The organism is Nitrospirota bacterium (assembly GCA_013388455.1).
Taxonomy (GTDB): Bacteria; Nitrospirota; Thermodesulfovibrionia; order Thermodesulfovibrionales; family SM23-35; genus JACAFF01.
On sequence record JACAFF010000038.1, the window covers coordinates 1 to 18,259 of the forward strand.

Here is an 18,259-nt window from a genome sequence, read left to right on the forward strand (position 1 = left end):
GCGTTTGCTCATCTTTGCTATCCGCTATGAGCTAAGTGCTATCAGCTAATTCCGTCCGACTTGCATGTGTTAGGCACGCCGCCAGCGTTCGTTCTGAGCCAGGATCAAACTCTCAAAAAAAAGTTTGAAACTGATCAGGGTATGCTACGCACTTTTTTAGATTTTTCAAAGAACGATTTAAGGAAATTCTATATTACCTTTTAATAAAAAATTTTGTCAAGAGATTTATGGTTTTTGAGTATAAATATAAATTTATTTAAATTTCTATACGATTCTGATAATATTTTGTCAAAGAATTATATCTTTATACAAACAAAGGAGCAATAGGATTATGGATTTTGGAATGAGAAATAGACTATCTAAAATTATAAAACCAAAAACAGGAAAAACAGTAATGTTAGCTGTAGACCACGGTTATTTTCAAGGACCTACAACTGGATTAAAAGATTTAAGAAAAACTATTACACCTTTAATCCCTTATGCAGATTGTTTATTTATAACACGTGGAATGGTTAGGAATGCGGTTGATCCAAAAAGTAATGTTGCTATATGTCTGAGGGTTTCAGGGGGCCCAAGCATATTAGGAGAATTGTCTAATGAAGATATTACTACATCCATTGAAGAAGCTATAAGGCTTAATGCTTCAGGTGTTGGGATGTCAATCTTTGTCGGAGCAAAAAATGAAGATAGAACTATCACAAATCTTGGTGAATTAGTGAATGAAGCAGAGAGATATGGTATGCCAGTGCTTGCAGTTACCGCAGTTGGAAAAGAGATGGGAAGAGATGCAAGGTATCTTGGGCTTGCATGCAGAATAGCAGCAGAAATTGGAGCCCATTTTGTTAAAACATATTATTGTGAAGATTTTTATAAAGTAGTTGAAGGGTGTCCTGTTCCAATAGTTATGGCAGGAGGCAAAAAGATACCTGAAAGAGATGCACTACAAATGACTTTTAATGCAATAAAAGAAGGTGCTTCTGGTGTAGATATGGGTAGGAATATTTTTCAGAGTGATAATCCTGTCGGCATGATTAAAGCTATTAGAGCTGTTGTTCATAAAAATGCTTCTGTTGAGGAAGCTTTTGAGATTTATTCAAAGAAAAAGTAATGAAATATGAAAGTCGCTGTTTACTATAATAATAAAGACATCCGGATTGAAGAACGAAAAATACCTTCTATTTCTGATAACGAAATCCTGGTAAAGATGTGCGCTTGTGGAATATGCGGAACCGATATTATGGAATGGTACAGGCTTAGAAAGTCACCTCGTGTTCTTGGTCATGAAATGACAGGTGTAGTTGAAGCAATCGGTTTAAAAATAAAGAAGTTTAGAAAGAGCGATAGAGTATTTGTCTCACATCACGTGCCATGTTATAAATGTGATTATTGTGTCAAAGGTAACTTTACTGCTTGTGAATTACTTCACACAGGAAATTTTGATCCTGGAGGATTTGCAGAATTTGTAAGGATACCGGAAGAGAATGTTAAATACGGGACATTTATACTTCCAGAGAATATGACATTCGAAGAAGGTGTGATGATTGAGCCTTTAGGATGTGTAATCGCAGGACAGAAAAGGGTAGGGCTGAAAAAAGGTCAGACGGTTTTTATTATTGGTTGCGGTGTATCAGGACTTTTGCATATTCAGCTTGCAAAGATAAAAAAGGCTAAGATTATAGCTATGGATATCAATGAATTTAAACTGGATAAAGCATTGGAATTCGGTGCGCATTATATTATAGATGCAAAAAGCTATTCTATCGATGTATTCAAGAGTATTAATAATGGGAAATTAGCAGATATCGTCATTGTTTGTGCAGCATCTCAGCAAGCCGTAGATAATGCTTTATTGTCAATTGACAGAAGAGGTAATGTTTTGTTTTTTGCAGTACCTCAAAATGACATAATCATACCTTCTTTGAGTTTCTGGAGAGATGAGATAACAGTAACCTTCTCATATGGTGCTTCTCCTGATGATTTGAAAGAAGCGATAGAATTTATTAGCAATGGAAAGATTAATGCAAAAAAAATGATTACACACAGCGTTCAACTTTCTAATATTCAACAAGGTTTCCAAATAGCATCTGAATCAGGTAATTCGTTGAAAGTTGTTGTTGTTCCGGATGCATAGAAACTAAAAGTGGATTAAAAAAGTCTTACATCTACATAATCACCCTCATGTACACCAAATTTTCTCAACGGGATAACTGCTGAGCCATCAGCTTTTGTTAATGTTGTAATGAGTCCGGATTTGCCAAGTAAAGGAATAGCCCATAATTCACCATCTCGTTCTTCAAGAACGACTCCAATATGTTCCTCTCTTCCAGGACTTGATGAGATATTTTTCGCAATCTTTGCTTTAATAATTCTTTTTTTGTTTTCGGTCATTACCTGATCAGATCCTGAAAGAATTTTTAAGACAGGTCTAATAAAAAGTTCAAAGCAGACATGAACAGCTACAGGGTGTCCGGGCAGTCCGAATACCGGAATGTTTTCTATAATACCTCCAATAGTTGGTTTGCCGGGTTTTAATGATACACCATGAAAAAGAACGCCAGGCTTCCCAATATCATTAATAACCTTTGCTGTTACATCTTTTGTTCCAACTGAACTTCCTCCAGAAATTATAACCATCTCAGAGTCATTGATAGAAGTTTTTACAACATTTTTTATAATTTCGTATTGATCACTAAAAATTCCTTTTTTTATTGGATCACCACCCGACTCTGCAATCAGGCCAGACAATGTATATGAATTGATGTCTCTTACTTGTCCTAATTTTACAGACTTATCAACAGAGACTACTTCATCGCCTGTTGAGATAATTGAAACCTTTGGTTTTTCATATGCCCATATACATGTAATCCCAAGTCCTGCAAGCGCCCCTATATCTTGGGGTCTCAAACAATGACCTGCTTTTAAAATAACTTCTCCTTTTTTTACATCCTCTCCCGTTTGTATGACATTTTCACCAGGAGATACAGGTTTTATTACTTCTATCATATTTTCATCTATGCACTGTGTATGTTCAAACATAACTACAGCGTCTGCGCCTTTTGGTAGCATTCCTCCAGTTGCTATCTTAGCAACTTCTCCTTTTTCCAATGTAAATCCAGGTTCTTCACCCATTAAAATTTCAGTCTTTACCTTAAGGTAGGAAGGTAAGCTTTCAGTTGCTCCGAATGTATCGGAGGATTTGACCGCGTATCCATCGACAGTTGATCTATTAAAAGATGGAAGATCTTCTGGTGAAATAATGTCTCTTGATATTATCATTCTAAAAGCTTTTTCGATTGGAAAGTAGTTTTCTGGAGGTCTCTTATAAGGAGCATAGTTTAAGAGGAGTTTTATAGCCTCCTCGACGCTAACCAATTCTTCTCTCCCTAACATGTCTTTCATAGGTATCCTTTTCTACAAATTAATTAAACCTATTCATTGCCTTATTAACACCTTCTGAGATAATGACAACGACTGCATCAGCGGCTTTCTGTATTGCTTCTTTTATGAAGCACATTTCTTGTTTATTAAATTTGCTTAAGACATATTCTTCAACAGGTACTCCTTGTTCTCTTCCTACACCTATTTTAATACGGATAAAATCTTTTGATCGAATGCTTTGGATGATTGACTCAACTCCTTTATGGCCACCTGAGGAACCTGTTTTGCGGATTCTTATTTTCCCAGTCTGCATGTCAATGTCATCATGAATTATTATTGTTTTTTCAGGTTGAATATCGAACTTTTTAATTATATACTCAATAACTTTTCCGCTCATGTTCATAAATAGAAGGGGTTCTATGAGAATAACATCCTCTTTGTTTATAGAACCCCTTCCTATTTTATAATCTTCTTTTTTTCTTAGGTCTATTTTATATCTTGAAGATAGTTCATCAGCAACGAGGAAACCTACATTATGTCTGGTTCTATGATATTTTCTCCCTGGATTTCCAAGTCCTGCAATAATCCACATTAAACACCGATTATAAAGTTAAAATGTTCAGTTATATTTAACAATTTTAAATTATGACCTTGGATTTATTTTTTATTTGCTTTCTTCCTTTTCTTCCTCTTCTTCCTTCTTGCCTTTCTTTATAACCTCTGGCTCTGATGGCTCTGGAGCAGCTTCTGCAGGAGCAACTTCTTCAACAGTTGGAGCTAAGATATTGACAATGACCTCATCTGGGTCTGCAAAAATTTTAATTCCTTCTCCAAGATTTAGATCTCTGACATGTAGTGATTGGCCAATTTCAAGACCTGAAATATCAACTGTGATATGTCCTGGAATTTTATCTGGCAAACATTCAATTTCGATCTCTCTTAACAGATGTTGGAGTATACCGCCATCTCTTTTTACTCCAATTGGTTCACCAGTGGTTGTAATATGAACACTTACACGCACTTCTTCAGTAAGAGAGACTTCAAAGAAGTCAGCATGTAGAAGGTCTCTTTTTAGAGGGTCAACCTGATATTCTTTCAATAAAGCAAGCTTGCTTTCATCATCGGAAAATTTGAGATTTAACATCACCTGTTCACCTGCTGTTGTGTTGATAAAATGTGTTATTTCTTTTTTATTTATTTTTATGGGCATAGATCCTCCGGCCCTATAAAGAACTGCGGGGATTATGTCCTTTCTCCTGAGAGAGCGGGCTGCTCCTTTACCAGTTTCCTGTCTCTTTTGTGCATTGATAGTTATTTTTTCCAATTTTCTCCTCTCCTTGAATAATAAAATTATACAAAAAGCGAACTGATAGAAGATTCTTCATGAATTCTTTTAATTGCCTCTCCTATCAAGGATGCTATACTTAAAACAGTCAATTTTGTGCATTGTTGTTTGTTGCTATCAACAGGTATTGTATTTGTTACAATGAGTTCTTGTATTTCGGAATTATTCAACTTTTCAACCGCTGTGCCTGAAAGAACTGCGTGTGTGCATGCCGCAATAATCCTGTTTGCACCTTTCTCCTTAAGAGCACTTGCTGCTTGAATTGTTGTGCCTCCTGTGTCAATCATATCATCAAGAATGATGGTATCCTTTCCATCAACTTCACCAATAACATTCATGATCTGTGATATATTCGCTGCTTCACGTCTTTTGTCTATTATAGCGATGGAACTCTGTAGTTTTTTTGCAAAAGCTCTTGCCCTCTCAACGCCACCTGCATCAGGAGATACAATGACAAGATTTTTTCTATGATTATACTTTTTCTCTACATATTCTAAAAGAACAGGTGATGCATAGAGATTGTCGACAGGAATATTGAAAAAACCTTGAATCTGGGCAGCGTGTAAATCCATAGTTAAAACTCTGTTTGTGCCAGCAGCGGTTATTAAATCTGCAACAAGTTTTGCAGAAATAGGGACACGGGGTTGTACTTTTCTGTCCTGGCGGGCATAACCATAATATGGAATAACGGCCGTTATTCTCCTTGCAGATGCCCTCTTGAGTGCATCAACCATTAGAAGAAGTTCCATAATATGACGATTCACAGGTACACATGTGGGTTGAATTACAAACACATCTGATCCCCTGACATTTTCGTTTATTTGCACGAAGATTTCTCCATCACTGAATTTTCCAACTGTCGCATCTCCGATTCGAATATTCAGATACTGCGATATCTCTAAGGCTAACTCCCTGTGAGCGTTACCTGTAAATAGCTGCATTCCCTCAGGCATTTTACCTCCAAAAATAGTTAAAAGTTGAAAGTTAAGAATGAAAAATTTAATAACACGTCGACTCTTAACTTTTAATTCTTAATTCCTGAATCTGCCTTGTAAATTCAAGCTGGCTGGGGCGGGAGGATTCGAACCTCCAGATGGGAGATCCAAAGTCTCCTGACTTGCCGTTTGTCGACGCCCCAATTCAGGCATACCATGTTAAATTATTACATCGTATTAGCCAGATAACACCAATATGGCTTAATAGTGTCAAGAATTTTTTTCGCCTCTGCTTTGTTCTTAAAAATTCCAAATACAGTGGGGCCACTACCGCTCATGGCAGTGTATAAGGCTCCGTTTTCTACCATTTTATTTTTTAATTCCCCTACAACAGGATAACTATCAATAACAATCTTTTCCAGGTCATTTCTTAGCATTATATTCAAGGTTGTGAAATCCTGTTTGTTTAGGGCTTGACAGAACAGTTTAATATCAATGGGAGATTTTGTCAATATAGATGGGTTTGCCTCATCAAACTTATTATATGCCCATGCAGTTGAAACAGATATAGGTGGTTTTACAAGTACTACCATAAAAGATGATTCTATCGATAAAGGACAGACAACTTCTCCCTTACCTTTAACAAGTGCAAGTGGTCCGTTCAGAAAAAATGATACATCAGAACCTATTTCAAAAGCTATCGAACTTAATTCTTTTTTATCGAGACGCAGATCCCACAACATATTTAGTCCAAGAAGTGTATAAGCTGCATCACTGCTTCCTCCACCGAGGCCGGCTGCTACAGGTATTTTTTTTCTGATAGTTATTGTTGCTCCTTTCTTGTATGAATATTTCTGCTTAAGATTGAAAGCGGCTCTATATACAAGATTTTCAGTTAGAGGGATTTCAATCTCACTATCCACATGTAGAGAATCACTATGCTGAAAAATCAAGGTATCATAAAGATTAATACTATGCATAGAACTCATGATATCGTGGTAACCATCTTTTCTTTTACTGATAATATTGAGGAACCAGTTTATCTTTGCAGGAGCGTATAAGGAGAACGTCATTGTATTTCTTTAATCTTTTTTTCAACCCTATCTTTTAAAGATTCGTCTTCACCTTTTTGCTGAAATTCGATTGCTTTTTCCCAGAATTCCCTGGCTTTATCCTTATGATTCATTGATGAATAGACATCTCCAATGTGTTCTAAAATGACCGGATCGTCTTTTATTATTGAAAAGGCGCGTAAAAGTTGTTGAAGGGCCTCATCATACTTCCCCATTCTAAAATATACCCAACCAAGGCTGTCTATAATATATCCATTTTCTGGTTTGAGTTCGAGAGCTTTTTTAATAAGAGAAAATGCCTCGTCGAGATATATTCCTTTATCAGCGTAAGTGTATCCAAGATAATTAAGAGCATCGGCATGATTGGGATTGATCTCAAGTACCTTTTTAAGATGCTTTATCATCATTTCGAACCTGTCTGTTTTTTCATAAACAATAGCAATATTGAAGTTAAGTTCATCATTGTCTTCAAAACGGCTGATCGCTTCTTTTAGCACAGCTTCAGCTTTTTCGAAATCTTTTTTATGTAGATAATTAATAGCGAGATATAAATATATCTCAGGTTTTCCTTTTTCATATTTTAATGCTTCATGATATATTTTTATTGCTTCGTCGTTTTTATCCATTTTTGAATATAGAAACCCGAGATAGATATAAGCTCCTACATTCTGAGGTTCCTGAGCTATTATTTTTTCCAGTTCACCGATTGCTTCTTCGTCCCTGCCAATTTCTTCAAGGCAGATAGCAAGATAATGTCTAATTGGAGATAGATCGGGTTTTGATTCAAGAACTATTCTGAATTCTTCTATTGCTTTATCATATTGTTTTTCTTCAAGATACAGAATGCCAAGATTTGAATGAACGTCAATATTATCTGGTATAAGTGAGCTAAGTTTCTTATACTGTTCTATTGCCTTTTCTGTATCTTTTTGTTTGTAATAGGTCTGTGCAAGTCTTTCTTTATATTGTAGATTGTGAGGATTTAAGGAAGTTGCTTTATTATAATATTTTTCAGCCTCGTTTAGTTCATTTTTCAATTCACTGATAAGACCTAAATTAAAATATGCCATATCAAAATTTGGGCGCTGTGCGATAGCAGATTTAAAAAATTCTGATGCCTTTTCCAAATTTCCTGTTTCAAGATAAATTGAACCAATATAATATAATGCCATTATATTGTCTGGATAAGTATTTATAAGTTTCTCAAGAATCTCGATTGCCTTATCATATTCCTGTTGTGAAGAATACAAAAGGCTGAGAAATAGGGCGGCATCCTGATTATCAGGTTGCAATTTTGTGATTTTTCTGAAAATTTTGATAGCATCACTGGTTCTTTTCTGGCTGTTATAAAGTTCGCCCAGATGAGTGAGGGCAGGGATATAGTCCGGATCGGTTTTCAAAATATTTTCGGTAAAAGATATTGCCTCTGATATCTTGCCTGTTTTTAAAAGTATATGACTTATCTGTGTTTTTAGATAAGAAGATTCAGGATCTAATTCGAGTGCCTTGTTATAATATGAAATAGCATCTTCCCATTTTCCTTCTTTTTCAGCAGTATATCCAAGCATAAAGAATAAATAGGCCTCTTCTGGAGGCAAGTCAATTTCTTTTGAGACATCTCTCTGTTTTAAAGCACAGGAACAAGTAAAAATAATAAAAATACATGCAATTATTTTTTTATACATATTTAATTATTACACAAAAATAAGTTTAATAACAATGTGATAAAATTCTATTATGGAATTTTTTGATATTGTTTTCCCACTCAATATTGGGCTCCTGACTTACAGTTGTGATGATAAATATGCACATGAGATTAAGTCAGGGATAATGGTTAGTGCTCAGATTAAAAAAAGAATTATGAAAGGTATTGTAATCGGGAAATCTCAATGGATTCCTTCTGGAGATATTAAAGCTATCATGGAAGTCCATGATGATTTTTTATTATCTGTTCAGATGATAAAATTGCTCAGGTGGATGTCTGAATATTATATGTCTAAAGCTGGACTTGTTTTGAAAAATATGCTTCCAAAAGAGGTTTTTAAAAAAATCAAAACAAGAAAGAAAAAAGATCTACATCAATTTATCCCTCCACCATTTAATAGAGAAGATTATGAAGAACAGATCAGAAGAAATGATCTGGAAAGCATTTTAGATTCTTTGCGTAAAAACGAATACAGGACGTTTCTACTTCATGCCCCATCTTCTTCTTACGAATGCTCGTTTCTTTTTAAAATAATTGAGGAAATACACAATGCCATTATTCTTGCGCCTGAGGTGAGTGTTGTTAATACGCTATATCATTTTTTATATGAAAGATTTGGTGAAAGAATATGTATTTTCCACAGTGGACTGAGTAGTGGCAGAAGAACAGAGGTTATTGAAAGGATAAAATCAGGCTTTTCTGATATTATTCTTGGAACACGTTCTGCGATATTTCTTCCTTTGAGGAAGGTTTCCCTGATAGCTGTATTGCAGGAACATAGCCGCTCGTATAAACAAGATTGCATGCCAAGCTATAATGGAAGAGATGTTGCTGTTATGAGAGGCTTTCTTGAAAAAGCGACCGTCTTGCTCTCCTCAATATGTCCTTCTATAGAATCTCTTTTTAATTGCCGTTTAAAAAAATACAACCTTATAGAACCGATGGATAGGAAAAAGAAACCAAAAATCAAGCTATTAGATATGAAACATGATAAACTTATTAAATCCTATCTGTCAAAATCTGTAGTTGATATTGCAGCAAGATATGTTCATAACAACAAGAAAATCGTATTTATCATAAACAGGAGAGGATATTCAACGCTCCTTCAATGTCTGGATTGTAATTATATAGAAGAATGTCCTATTTGTAAGATGCCTCTAATTTTTCATAAACAGGATATGTCAATAAGATGTCATTATTGTGGATATATTAAATATTCTGTACCTCTTACCTGCAAAAGATGTCACGGTTACAATCTTGAAATGTTAGGCGCAGGAACACAAAGAATTCAGGAAGTTATTGAAGAAATTTTAGGTATAAAGACAATAAGGTTTGACAGTGACAGGGCTCGGACAAAAGATGATATAGGAAAGTTGGAAGATGAGATGTTTCATGATGAAAATAAGATCGTGATTGGTACTAAATTGATGACGCAGAAAACTGTTTTTCTTAAAGAAATTTCTATGGCTATTTTTCTTAATTCAGACATATCTCTGAACATTCCAGATTTCAGGTCTGCAGAGAGGACATATCAGGACATTTTATCTATTACAGACAAGATAGATAACAATGGCATTGTTTTTATTCAGACCAGAATGCCCCGTCATTATCTTTACAAATATCTGAAGAGGTATGACTATCAAGGTTTTTTTCATGAAGAGCTTGAGAGGCGGAGACCACTTAACTACCCTCCGTATGCAAGACTGATTCTGATAAAACTTACAAGTAAAAGGGTTTTATCTAAAGAATTATCAGAAGAAATTAGTAATTTGCAAAGAGATGTTCAGGATGTAGAAATACTTGGCCCTAGTATTTCTAAAAACAAAAAAGGTGAAAATGAATTCAAGCTCCTCTTGAAATCATCTGTAAGGATGAGACTACATGCAGCAGCCAGAGCCTTAATTAAGGCTTTAAAAGACTCAAAAAATGTGAAGATAGGGGTTGATGTTGATCCGATAGAGATATAAATAGAATCGTTTTTGTAGTTTATATGTTATTTTAATACAGAAATTTCAGAATAATTTCTTATACTTTAACCTTTTCAAATTCCTCCATTTTATCTGCTAAACTTTTCCAGTTGCATGTCTGAATTATTTTGACCATCGTATGCATGTTACCTTTCTCAATAATTTTCATTCTTTGAGACTCATCTTCGACGCCGTAAAAAGGGAGCATGATGAAGAAGGCCTTGTCAACATACTTTTTGATAGGAGTGAGAACATCTTTCCGTCTTGTATAGTAAGGATCTTCTCCATCAATACATGCTTTGCCAAATACGATGAATTGTCTGCATGAGATGGGACGCATCGGGTGTATTGAGCAGGCATCTTCGATAAGGAAAGGACAGGGATCGTTTTCCTTATAATTTCTGAGGTTTGTCTTGATATTTTCACGAACAGGACCGGTTATCTTTTCTATTACATACCATGAAATGCCGACAAGCTCAAGCGGATATACCGGTATGTCACGATGTGTCTTACAGCAGATTGAACATCCCTTTGTGCAGGCGACTTTTCTCTGTCTTCGAGACTCTATTTTAATTGCTTCTGAGATACCCTTATCTATAATGTAAAATGCATCCAGAAGCATTGATAGCCATGGAATCGCTCTGGTTTCTTCTTTAAAAGATATACGAACTGGATTACTATAGCCTATCTTTATCTTTTTTTTATCTTTCATTGGTGTGGTATAGATATATTATATATAAAAAGCTTTTTGTTATTATAACCTTTAATTTTATTAAAACATAACTTTTGGAGAATTAAATGGTGGATTTTGTATTTATTTCGATGCCATATGCGAGATTTATTTCTCGCTGGTTTTCAAATGTTCCGAATGTGAACCTCGGAATTATGCAGGCATATTTAAAAAATAAAGGTATTAAAGTAAAAACATTTCATTTTCATCTTGAATTCTTGCCCTTTATTAGAGGACATAATCCAAAATTATGGGAAAATTTTCTGCGTGGATCAGAGGAGTTCGGTGTTGAATACATGGGGCTTGATTATGTTTTTGCTTCTCTACTTTTTGAGGATATGTATGAGTCATCAAAAAATCTTTTTATAGAACGCCTCGAGTCAATCGGATTGACAATTCAAGACTTCGAAAACATGAGGGTACTCGCTGAAGCCTTCATTAAGTCAGCATTCTCAAGGGTAAATGGCTATATAAGTGATGCGAAACTTATTGGATTCAGTTGTTCCCATTATCAACTGAGCAGTTCATTGTTGTTGTGCTCCAGGATTAAAAAAGTCCGTCCTGACATACTGACGGTATTCGGGGGTAAAGACTGTACTGGAGCCTTCGGTTATGAACTGATGAAGAATATCGGTTATGTTGATTATACAGGCATAAGCGAATGTGAGATAACAGTTGAAAGTCTCATAGAGCATATAAACAACAAAGAAAAGAAGATTTATAACGTACTCTTTCGGAATGAGGATGGCACAATACAAAAGTCAGAATCGAAGCCTAATAAATGGCTGAACACCCTTCCTTTTCCTCAGTATGATTTCGAGGATTTTACGTTACCAATTGATGAGGTTATTCTTCCACTTGAATTCGGTAGAGGATGTCCATGGAAAAAATGTACATTCTGCCCTGACCAGTCATACAATATTATATGCCAGACAAAAAGTCCTGATTATCTTAAAGCAGAGATAAAATATTATCAGGACATTTCTGAAGACCTCAGAAATTTCTTTATACTCGACTCCGATGCATTGAAGGACAAAAAATCTATTCTTGATTTATCGGAGTATCTACAAGGCAAGAAGCTTGTCTTCCATTACGGAGAATTTCGTGCAGAAAGAATGGACAGAGAAGTACTCAGGGCACTTCTTAAGTTCGGCAAATGGGCTACACCTTTTCAGATAGGTATTGAAACATTCAGTGATAGGATTTTGGTAATGATGAATAAAGGAGTAACGGTTTTAAAAAATGTTGAGGTGCTGAAAGCAGTTGCTGAATTAAATGTGCCAGTTCAATTCAATCTATTTACCTGTTACCCCGGCATGACAATACAGGACATGTTTGAGAATAATAATACTATGGATCTGATAACTCATATTTTAGTTTATAAGAATATCCAGATATATCCCGGTGAATTCTATCTGCCAACAGACTGTCCTATTTTTTTAAATACGGAAAAATATAAAATTAAAAAACATACCCAGTCGGTTTTTTCGTCTCTTTTTAGAAATTTTCCAATGCATTCATATTCTAATTACCCTTACCAATATCAGTTTGATAATGATGAGGAGCAATTTATGATGTCAGAGGTTATAAGAAATAAAGTTCAGGAGATCAAAAGAAAGAATCAATCTGAGAATTTTATGGTTTATGAAATAACCTCCGATGGAAGTTTAAAGATAACCTTAGCTCGTGATGGTATCAAAAATATTTGGATATTTCACTCAAAGAAAAAGGATATTTATCTATCAGCAATTGAGGAAATCCAGCAAATAGATTATGTTTCAAAATTACTGAATCTGCCATCACAGGAAGTTGTAAGAATTCTTGAAGATTTACACATGAATGGCTTGATACTTTTTTCCAGAGACAGAAAGTCTTTTCTGTCTCTGGCTACAAATATAAGTCGCAATAACTAAGTTATTTCAAAATTCAGCAATAACCTTGTTGATGACTTATACATTCTTCTCGATAGATTTTGGGTCATGAAATCAAGAAATTTAATATGAAATCTTTCATTAATTTGTGATAAAATTAATAATATCTAATATGAAATTGGTAATTGTTGGCGGAGGAATATCTGGCCTTTCACTTGCCTATTTTCTCCTTGAGAGAAATCCTGCATTAGATATTACTGTCCTTGAATCTGAAAAAAAGCCTGGGGGTAAGATCTGGACTGACAGAATAAATGGATTCCTCTGTGAAGGCGGAGTAAATGGATTTCTTGACAATAGACCAAAGACTCTTGAGCTTATTGCGAAACTCGGTCTCAGTCCTTTAAGGAGTAGTGATGAAGCAAGAAAAAGATATATTTTCTCTAATGGTAAATTAAATCTACTTCCTGAATCTCCTGCTGCATTTTTATCTTCTAATCTGCTAAGTATTTTTGGTCGCTTAAGGATAATCTGGGAAATTTTTGTGCCCCAAAAAACTTCTGACGAAGAGTCGCTTGCTGACTTTGCGCGTCGTAGACTCGGAAAGGAGGCTTATGAGAAACTTATAGACCCAATGGCATCAGGTATCTATGCTGGCGATCCGGAGAATATGAGTTTGAAGAGTTGTTTTCGTAAAATTTATGACCTTGAACAACAATATGGGAGCCTAATCAGAGGCATGATAAAGCTTCAGAAAGCTGCAAAAAAAACCGGTAAAAAAGTGGGACCAGGACCTGGTGGTGTACTTACATCTTTTCAAGATGGTATGGAGGTGCTTATTAATACCTTGCAAGGACATATAGGAAAACGATTAAAAAACACTTCAAAGGTAGTTTCTGTTGAAAAAAAAGGTGAAAGCTATGTTATTCATATAACAGATGGTTCATCCATTGAGACAGAAGCACTTGTGCTTGCAACACCTGCTCATGAAACATCAGAAATATTAAAAGACATGGATAAGACCATTTCATCAGTACTTAGAGAAATCTTTTATCCTGCTATATCGGTTATATGTCTGGGATACAGGCGTGATAAAATTAAACATCCACTCGACGGTTTTGGTTTTCTTATACCAAACAGAGAAAGACGAAAGATATTAGGAACGCTATGGGATTCGAGTATCTTCCCGAATAGAGCTCCTGACGGTTATGTGCTTTTAAGAACAATGCTTGGAGGAGTCAGAAACTCAGACCTTGCACTTCAGGATGAGGATAAGCAGATTAGTCTTGTTATGAAAGAATTGAGAGAGATAATGGATATAGATTTACAGCCTGACTTTGTAAAAGTATTTATACATAAAAAAGGAATTCCCCAATACTCGTTAGGTCATGAAAATAGGCTTAAGATGGTAGATGAATCAATAAGAAAGTATAAAAGGTTTTATATTACAGGTAATGCTTATAGGGGGATTGGTGTTAATGACTGTATAGAAAATTCACAGATTATGGCAGAAAGGATAATTAATGATATTCGGTAGTGGTCTCTCCTGATATTTGCAAGAAATTAGATTAAGAATATAAATTAAGCAGCATATTTTTTAAAAAACTGTTTTAAATTAAGGAGGGCACATTGAAAGAGAATGAAATTATTGAGCTGTTGAAGAAGGAGAACGAGGAATTTAAAAAACTTAGTGAAGAGCATAGAAATCTCGACATGCTTCTGGCAGATATTGACAGTAGACGCTATCTTACCCCTGACGAAGAAATGGAAAGGAAAAGAATACAAAAACAGAAGCTGCAAAAAAAAGACAGGATGGCAGAACTGGTTAGGGAGTATAAGAAAAGCCATTCAGTTAATTAGAATAAATCGAAAGAATACTCAAAACTTTTTAGGCTAAAGGGAGGATTTTGCTATGAGGAGCAAATTGATCAAAGAGGGGCTTGAGCGTGTTCCACACAGAGCGTTACTTTATGCAACCGGTATATGTAAAAGTGAGATGAAAAAACCTTTTATAGGGGTTGCTACAAGTTTTACAGATATAATACCCGGACATATAGGGATGCGAGATCTTGAGAGATTTATTGAAAAAGGTATCCATTCAGCTGGTGGATATCCATTCTTTTTCGGGATTCCTGGAATCTGTGATGGTATTGCAATGGGACATATGGGAATGCACTATTCTCTTCCATCAAGAGAGCTTATTGCTGATATGGTAGAAACAATAGCTCAGGCACATCAGTTCGACGGACTTGTGCTTCTTACAAATTGTGACAAGATTACCCCGGGAATGCTTATGGCAGCTGCGAGAATCAATATCCCTTCGATTATTGTTACTGCTGGGCCTATGTTATCAGGACGTTTGAAAGGAAGGAGATTATCACTTGTCAATGATACCTTCGAAGCAATAGGAAAATATAAAAGGGGTTTAATTAAAGATAAAGAGCTTGAAGCTCTTGAAATGTGTGCATGTCCAGGAGTTGGAGCATGTCAGGGAATGTATACTGCAAATACAATGGCGTGTGTTACCGAGGCAATTGGCATGAGTCTTCCAAGGTCTGCAACTATGCTTGCTATTTCTGCTGATAAAAGAAGGATTGCTTTTCAAAGTGGAGAGCGTATTGTTGATTTAATAAAGAAAAATATAACACCTCGCATGATTATGACACGCAAAGCGTTTGAAAACGCAATTATGGTTGATCTTGCTCTCGGTGGCTCTACTAATAGTGTTCTACATATAACTGCTATTGCACATGATGCAGGAGTTGACCTGCCACTTGAGACATTTGATATCTTGTCGAAGAAGACACCGCATCTTGCCAATATGTTGCCAGGGGGTGAACATTACCTTGAAGATCTTGATTGGGCAGGTGGCATACCTGCATTGATGAAAAGGCTGAAGAAGCAACTCCATAACAACATTACTGTCAGCGGTAGGAAGATATATGAAATTGCTGATTCTGCAGAGGTAATAGATGAAGATGTAATAAGACCATTCAACAAACCATACAGGAAAGAAGGAGGAATAGCAATATTAAGAGGTAACCTTGCTCCAGACGGAGCTGTTGTCAAACAATCTGCTGTTAGTGAAAAGATGCTATGTTTTGAAGGAACTGCTAAGGTTTTTGATTCAGAAGAAGAGGGAATGAAAGCGATAATTAATGGAAAAATCATCCCCGGTGATATTGTTGTTATACGATATGAAGGTCCAAAAGGAGGGCCTGGAATGAGAGAGATGTTATCTCCAACTGCAGCCATTGCAGGTATGGGATTGAGCGAATCAGTAGCACTCATAACAGATGGTAGATTTTCCGGCGGGACTCGCGGTCCCTGTATAGGACATATATCACCAGAGGCGATGGAAGGCGGAACAATAGCTATACTCAGAGACGGAGATAAGATAAGGATCGATATTCCCAAGAGAAGAATTGATATTCTTCTGTCCGACAGAGAGATTAAGGAAAGGTTCAAATCCTGGAAACCTTTAAAGCCAAAGATATCAAAAGGTTATCTTTCAAGATATGCTCGTATGGTCAGTTCTGCCGGCAGCGGAGCAGTGATGATGTAACACCCGATTTCTATCTTTCCACTAATCAGGTCTTCTGTTAAGCTACATCACAGCAATGATAAATACTTTTTCTCCTGATATTGTTTTTTAATTTGCCGCTCCTTATTTCTTCAAATCTCTTTTCTGCTTCCTTTGCCCACAATTTGTCTATCTCTTTCTGCGAGGGATTCAAGCTCAGCAGAAGTTTTTCAACAAGTTGCATTCTTATTTCGATAGGTAGCGAAATCGCTTTATCAAAAAGCTCATTGGTATTTATCATGGATGCCCCCTAAATATTGAATTTGAATTGTTAACCGAGCAGTTTATTATAGTCTTCATGGCTGCCGATCCAAAACCACAGGAGACCGTAATGTTTCAAATTTCAGAGCAGCGACCGGACTTAAACGCTTTGATGGCTGTCTCGGCCAGTGAGTCGATCTTTCCCGATAAAGCATCTTTTTCGAATTGCTGATCCCAAACTTCTGCATCGAACTCTTAGAACCATTTCCGAAAAGCCTGAAGTTCGTCCGGATTGTATTTTCTAATTATTAAGTGGCCTAAGCCGTGGCTTTGAATTGGTGGGCGCTTCTTTTCAATTGTGACTTTATATATCTGTCGATCATTTGGAATAATTCGTTCAAATGTCTGTTCTTTCTTGCTCCCACCCATGCGACCCTGAAGGGAATCCATAATGTCTTTTAGCCTGTTGTCAACGTCATGAAATTTTTTTCTCCATCTGTTTCGGGGAGATTCATATTGAGGCAGGCGAACTTTCAGGCTGAGCGGTTGTTTTGTCAATTTAGTGGTTCCTATTATTTTTTTTGAGGGTTAACGACTGAACTGTGCTGTGGCTCGCCATCCGCACGAGTAATTTGTTATGCCGTAGCTAATTCTAATTTTTCTTTTGTGATAAGAGGCAACTTTACAGGAGCAAAGAAATTTTCAGGGTATAAATAGTCTTCACCTGATTCGTCAATGACCCTTATCTGATGATGTTTTTCAGCTACTCTGTCAGGCAATACCTCGTATAGTTTTCTTTTCTCCAGTGATGCCTCATATCCGCGATTATCTACGCATATCATAAAATGTTTTCTCATAGCCTCCTCTTTCATAAATATCTTTTAATTTTTACTTCTTTTTTCCCGATACCGTGTCCCTCGTACCAATGAACTTCTACCTCAAAAACAGCACCGTCTTCCAGTTCTACGTGACAAATGCCTTTCAATTTTCTCCAGTTTGCTTTTCCATATATCCTGTTTAATCTATTCAAATTCTTTATTCCATGCCCTGTTGCAATGGTTTCAATATCCCGAATTGCCCCTTTTATTTTGAAATGCATCTCTAATTTTAACTGTTTTTGTAATTTTTTCATAGGCATAACATTCTCTTTTATCTTTATTCTGCATTTAGTAGAATTGTAAGGAAAACATTAAGCATTGTCAACGATTCGAATTGCCTCACCTCACCAAAAATCTAAATGAAACAGATAAACATTACAAGTATTTAAAAGTAAATTTTAGGGATACTGAGATATGGGTTGGTTAGAGGGAGAGGAACTTAATCCTGCAGAGCTTAAAAGAAACTTTACTAAGTTGCAAAATAAACTTATTAGATTGGTTACATCAAAAAACAATGCAAAAAAGAAAGATAATTTCGTTTATAATTTTCATGAGGCAACCAAGAAAGATTTCGTTTAGATTTTTACGTGTGGCAA

Annotated in this window: 18 protein-coding genes, 1 tRNA gene, 1 pseudogene and 1 other annotated feature; of the genes and pseudogenes, 8 read left to right on the forward strand and 12 right to left on the reverse strand. The window is 35.8% G+C overall.

Annotated features, from left to right (window positions below):
• Positions 1-31: 31 nt before the first annotated feature.
• Positions 32-121 (reverse strand) — a sequence feature (possible 16S ribosomal RNA but 16S or 23S rRNA prediction is too short).
• Between the two features lie 210 nt (positions 122-331).
• Both lsrF and HXY53_08455 read left to right on the forward strand, forming a co-directional pair.
• Positions 332-1,108, forward strand: coding sequence for a 3-hydroxy-5-phosphonooxypentane-2,4-dione thiolase (lsrF, locus tag HXY53_08450; GenBank protein NWF76577.1), 777 nt, complete (start codon positions 332-334; stop codon positions 1,106-1,108).
• A gap of 6 nt (positions 1,109-1,114) precedes the next feature.
• Complete coding sequence (locus HXY53_08455; protein ID NWF76578.1) at positions 1,115-2,131, forward strand: alcohol dehydrogenase catalytic domain-containing protein; 1,017 nt, start codon at positions 1,115-1,117, stop codon at positions 2,129-2,131.
• Between the two features lie 14 nt (positions 2,132-2,145).
• Here HXY53_08455 and HXY53_08460 read toward each other — a convergent pair whose 3' ends face one another.
• The 7 genes from HXY53_08460 to HXY53_08490 form a co-directional block, all read right to left on the reverse strand.
• Entirely contained in the window at positions 2,146-3,390 is a 1,245-nt protein-coding gene (locus HXY53_08460) for a molybdopterin molybdotransferase MoeA (GenBank protein ID NWF76579.1), read from the reverse strand.
• Positions 3,391-3,418: 28 nt separating this feature from the next.
• Positions 3,419-3,970 (reverse strand): aminoacyl-tRNA hydrolase, encoded by a 552-nt coding sequence (locus HXY53_08465; GenBank protein NWF76580.1) that lies wholly within the window; start codon positions 3,968-3,970, stop codon positions 3,419-3,421.
• Positions 3,971-4,042: 72 nt separating this feature from the next.
• Positions 4,043-4,702, reverse strand: a complete 660-nt coding sequence (locus tag HXY53_08470; GenBank protein NWF76581.1) for a 50S ribosomal protein L25/general stress protein Ctc — start codon at positions 4,700-4,702, stop codon at positions 4,043-4,045.
• 26 nt (positions 4,703-4,728) lie between these two features.
• Positions 4,729-5,676, reverse strand: a complete 948-nt coding sequence (locus HXY53_08475; GenBank protein ID NWF76582.1) for a ribose-phosphate pyrophosphokinase — start codon at positions 5,674-5,676, stop codon at positions 4,729-4,731.
• A gap of 110 nt (positions 5,677-5,786) precedes the next feature.
• Positions 5,787-5,861: transfer RNA gene (locus HXY53_08480), tRNA-Gln, on the reverse strand.
• Between the two features lie 24 nt (positions 5,862-5,885).
• Entirely contained in the window at positions 5,886-6,731 is an 846-nt protein-coding gene (gene ispE, locus HXY53_08485; protein ID NWF76583.1) for a 4-(cytidine 5'-diphospho)-2-C-methyl-D-erythritol kinase, read from the reverse strand.
• On the reverse strand, positions 6,728-8,416 hold the full coding sequence (locus HXY53_08490; GenBank protein NWF76584.1) for a tetratricopeptide repeat protein: 1,689 nt from the start codon (positions 8,414-8,416) through the stop codon (positions 6,728-6,730). Before HXY53_08490 ends, ispE begins: the two co-directional genes overlap by 4 nt.
• Before the next feature lie 52 nt (positions 8,417-8,468).
• Between HXY53_08490 and priA the strand changes: the two genes are divergently transcribed.
• The gene (gene priA / locus HXY53_08495; GenBank protein NWF76585.1) at positions 8,469-10,403 is read left to right on the forward strand and encodes a primosomal protein N'; all 1,935 of its coding nucleotides are present in this window, start codon (positions 8,469-8,471) and stop codon (positions 10,401-10,403) included.
• A gap of 58 nt (positions 10,404-10,461) precedes the next feature.
• Here priA and HXY53_08500 read toward each other — a convergent pair whose 3' ends face one another.
• Positions 10,462-11,025, reverse strand: coding sequence for a YkgJ family cysteine cluster protein (locus tag HXY53_08500; protein NWF76586.1), 564 nt, complete (start codon positions 11,023-11,025; stop codon positions 10,462-10,464).
• A 176-nt stretch (positions 11,026-11,201) separates the two neighbouring features.
• Here HXY53_08500 and HXY53_08505 point away from each other — a divergent pair, with 176 nt between their 5' ends.
• From HXY53_08505 to ilvD, 4 genes are all read left to right on the forward strand, one after another.
• Positions 11,202-13,046 (forward strand): radical SAM protein, encoded by a 1,845-nt coding sequence (locus tag HXY53_08505; protein ID NWF76587.1) that lies wholly within the window; start codon positions 11,202-11,204, stop codon positions 13,044-13,046.
• A gap of 130 nt (positions 13,047-13,176) precedes the next feature.
• A complete protein-coding gene (gene hemG, locus HXY53_08510) occupies positions 13,177-14,538 on the forward strand; it encodes a protoporphyrinogen oxidase (protein ID NWF76588.1) in 1,362 nt (453 codons plus the stop codon).
• A gap of 92 nt (positions 14,539-14,630) precedes the next feature.
• Positions 14,631-14,861, forward strand: a complete 231-nt coding sequence (locus HXY53_08515; GenBank protein ID NWF76589.1) for a DUF465 domain-containing protein — start codon at positions 14,631-14,633, stop codon at positions 14,859-14,861.
• A gap of 52 nt (positions 14,862-14,913) precedes the next feature.
• Entirely contained in the window at positions 14,914-16,566 is a 1,653-nt protein-coding gene (ilvD, locus tag HXY53_08520; protein ID NWF76590.1) for a dihydroxy-acid dehydratase, read from the forward strand.
• Positions 16,567-16,603: 37 nt separating this feature from the next.
• Here ilvD and HXY53_08525 read toward each other — a convergent pair whose 3' ends face one another.
• The 4 genes and pseudogenes from HXY53_08525 to HXY53_08540 all read right to left on the reverse strand — a co-directional run bounded on the left by HXY53_08525 (position 16,604) and on the right by HXY53_08540 (position 17,884).
• Positions 16,604-16,822, reverse strand: a complete 219-nt coding sequence (locus HXY53_08525; protein ID NWF76591.1) for an addiction module protein — start codon at positions 16,820-16,822, stop codon at positions 16,604-16,606.
• A 98-nt stretch (positions 16,823-16,920) separates the two neighbouring features.
• Positions 16,921-17,121: pseudogene (locus HXY53_08530) on the reverse strand (hypothetical protein).
• A 299-nt stretch (positions 17,122-17,420) separates the two neighbouring features.
• Positions 17,421-17,642, reverse strand: coding sequence for a hypothetical protein (locus HXY53_08535; GenBank protein NWF76592.1), 222 nt, complete (start codon positions 17,640-17,642; stop codon positions 17,421-17,423).
• An 11-nt stretch (positions 17,643-17,653) separates the two neighbouring features.
• On the reverse strand, positions 17,654-17,884 hold the full coding sequence (locus HXY53_08540; protein ID NWF76593.1) for a hypothetical protein: 231 nt from the start codon (positions 17,882-17,884) through the stop codon (positions 17,654-17,656).
• Positions 17,885-18,077: 193 nt separating this feature from the next.
• On the opposite strand from HXY53_08540, the gene HXY53_08545 reads away from it, so the two are divergent.
• Positions 18,078-18,242: a hypothetical protein gene (locus HXY53_08545; protein NWF76594.1), complete on the forward strand. Its 165-nt coding sequence runs from the start codon at positions 18,078-18,080 to the stop codon at positions 18,240-18,242.
• The last annotated feature ends 17 nt before the right edge of the window (positions 18,243-18,259 follow it).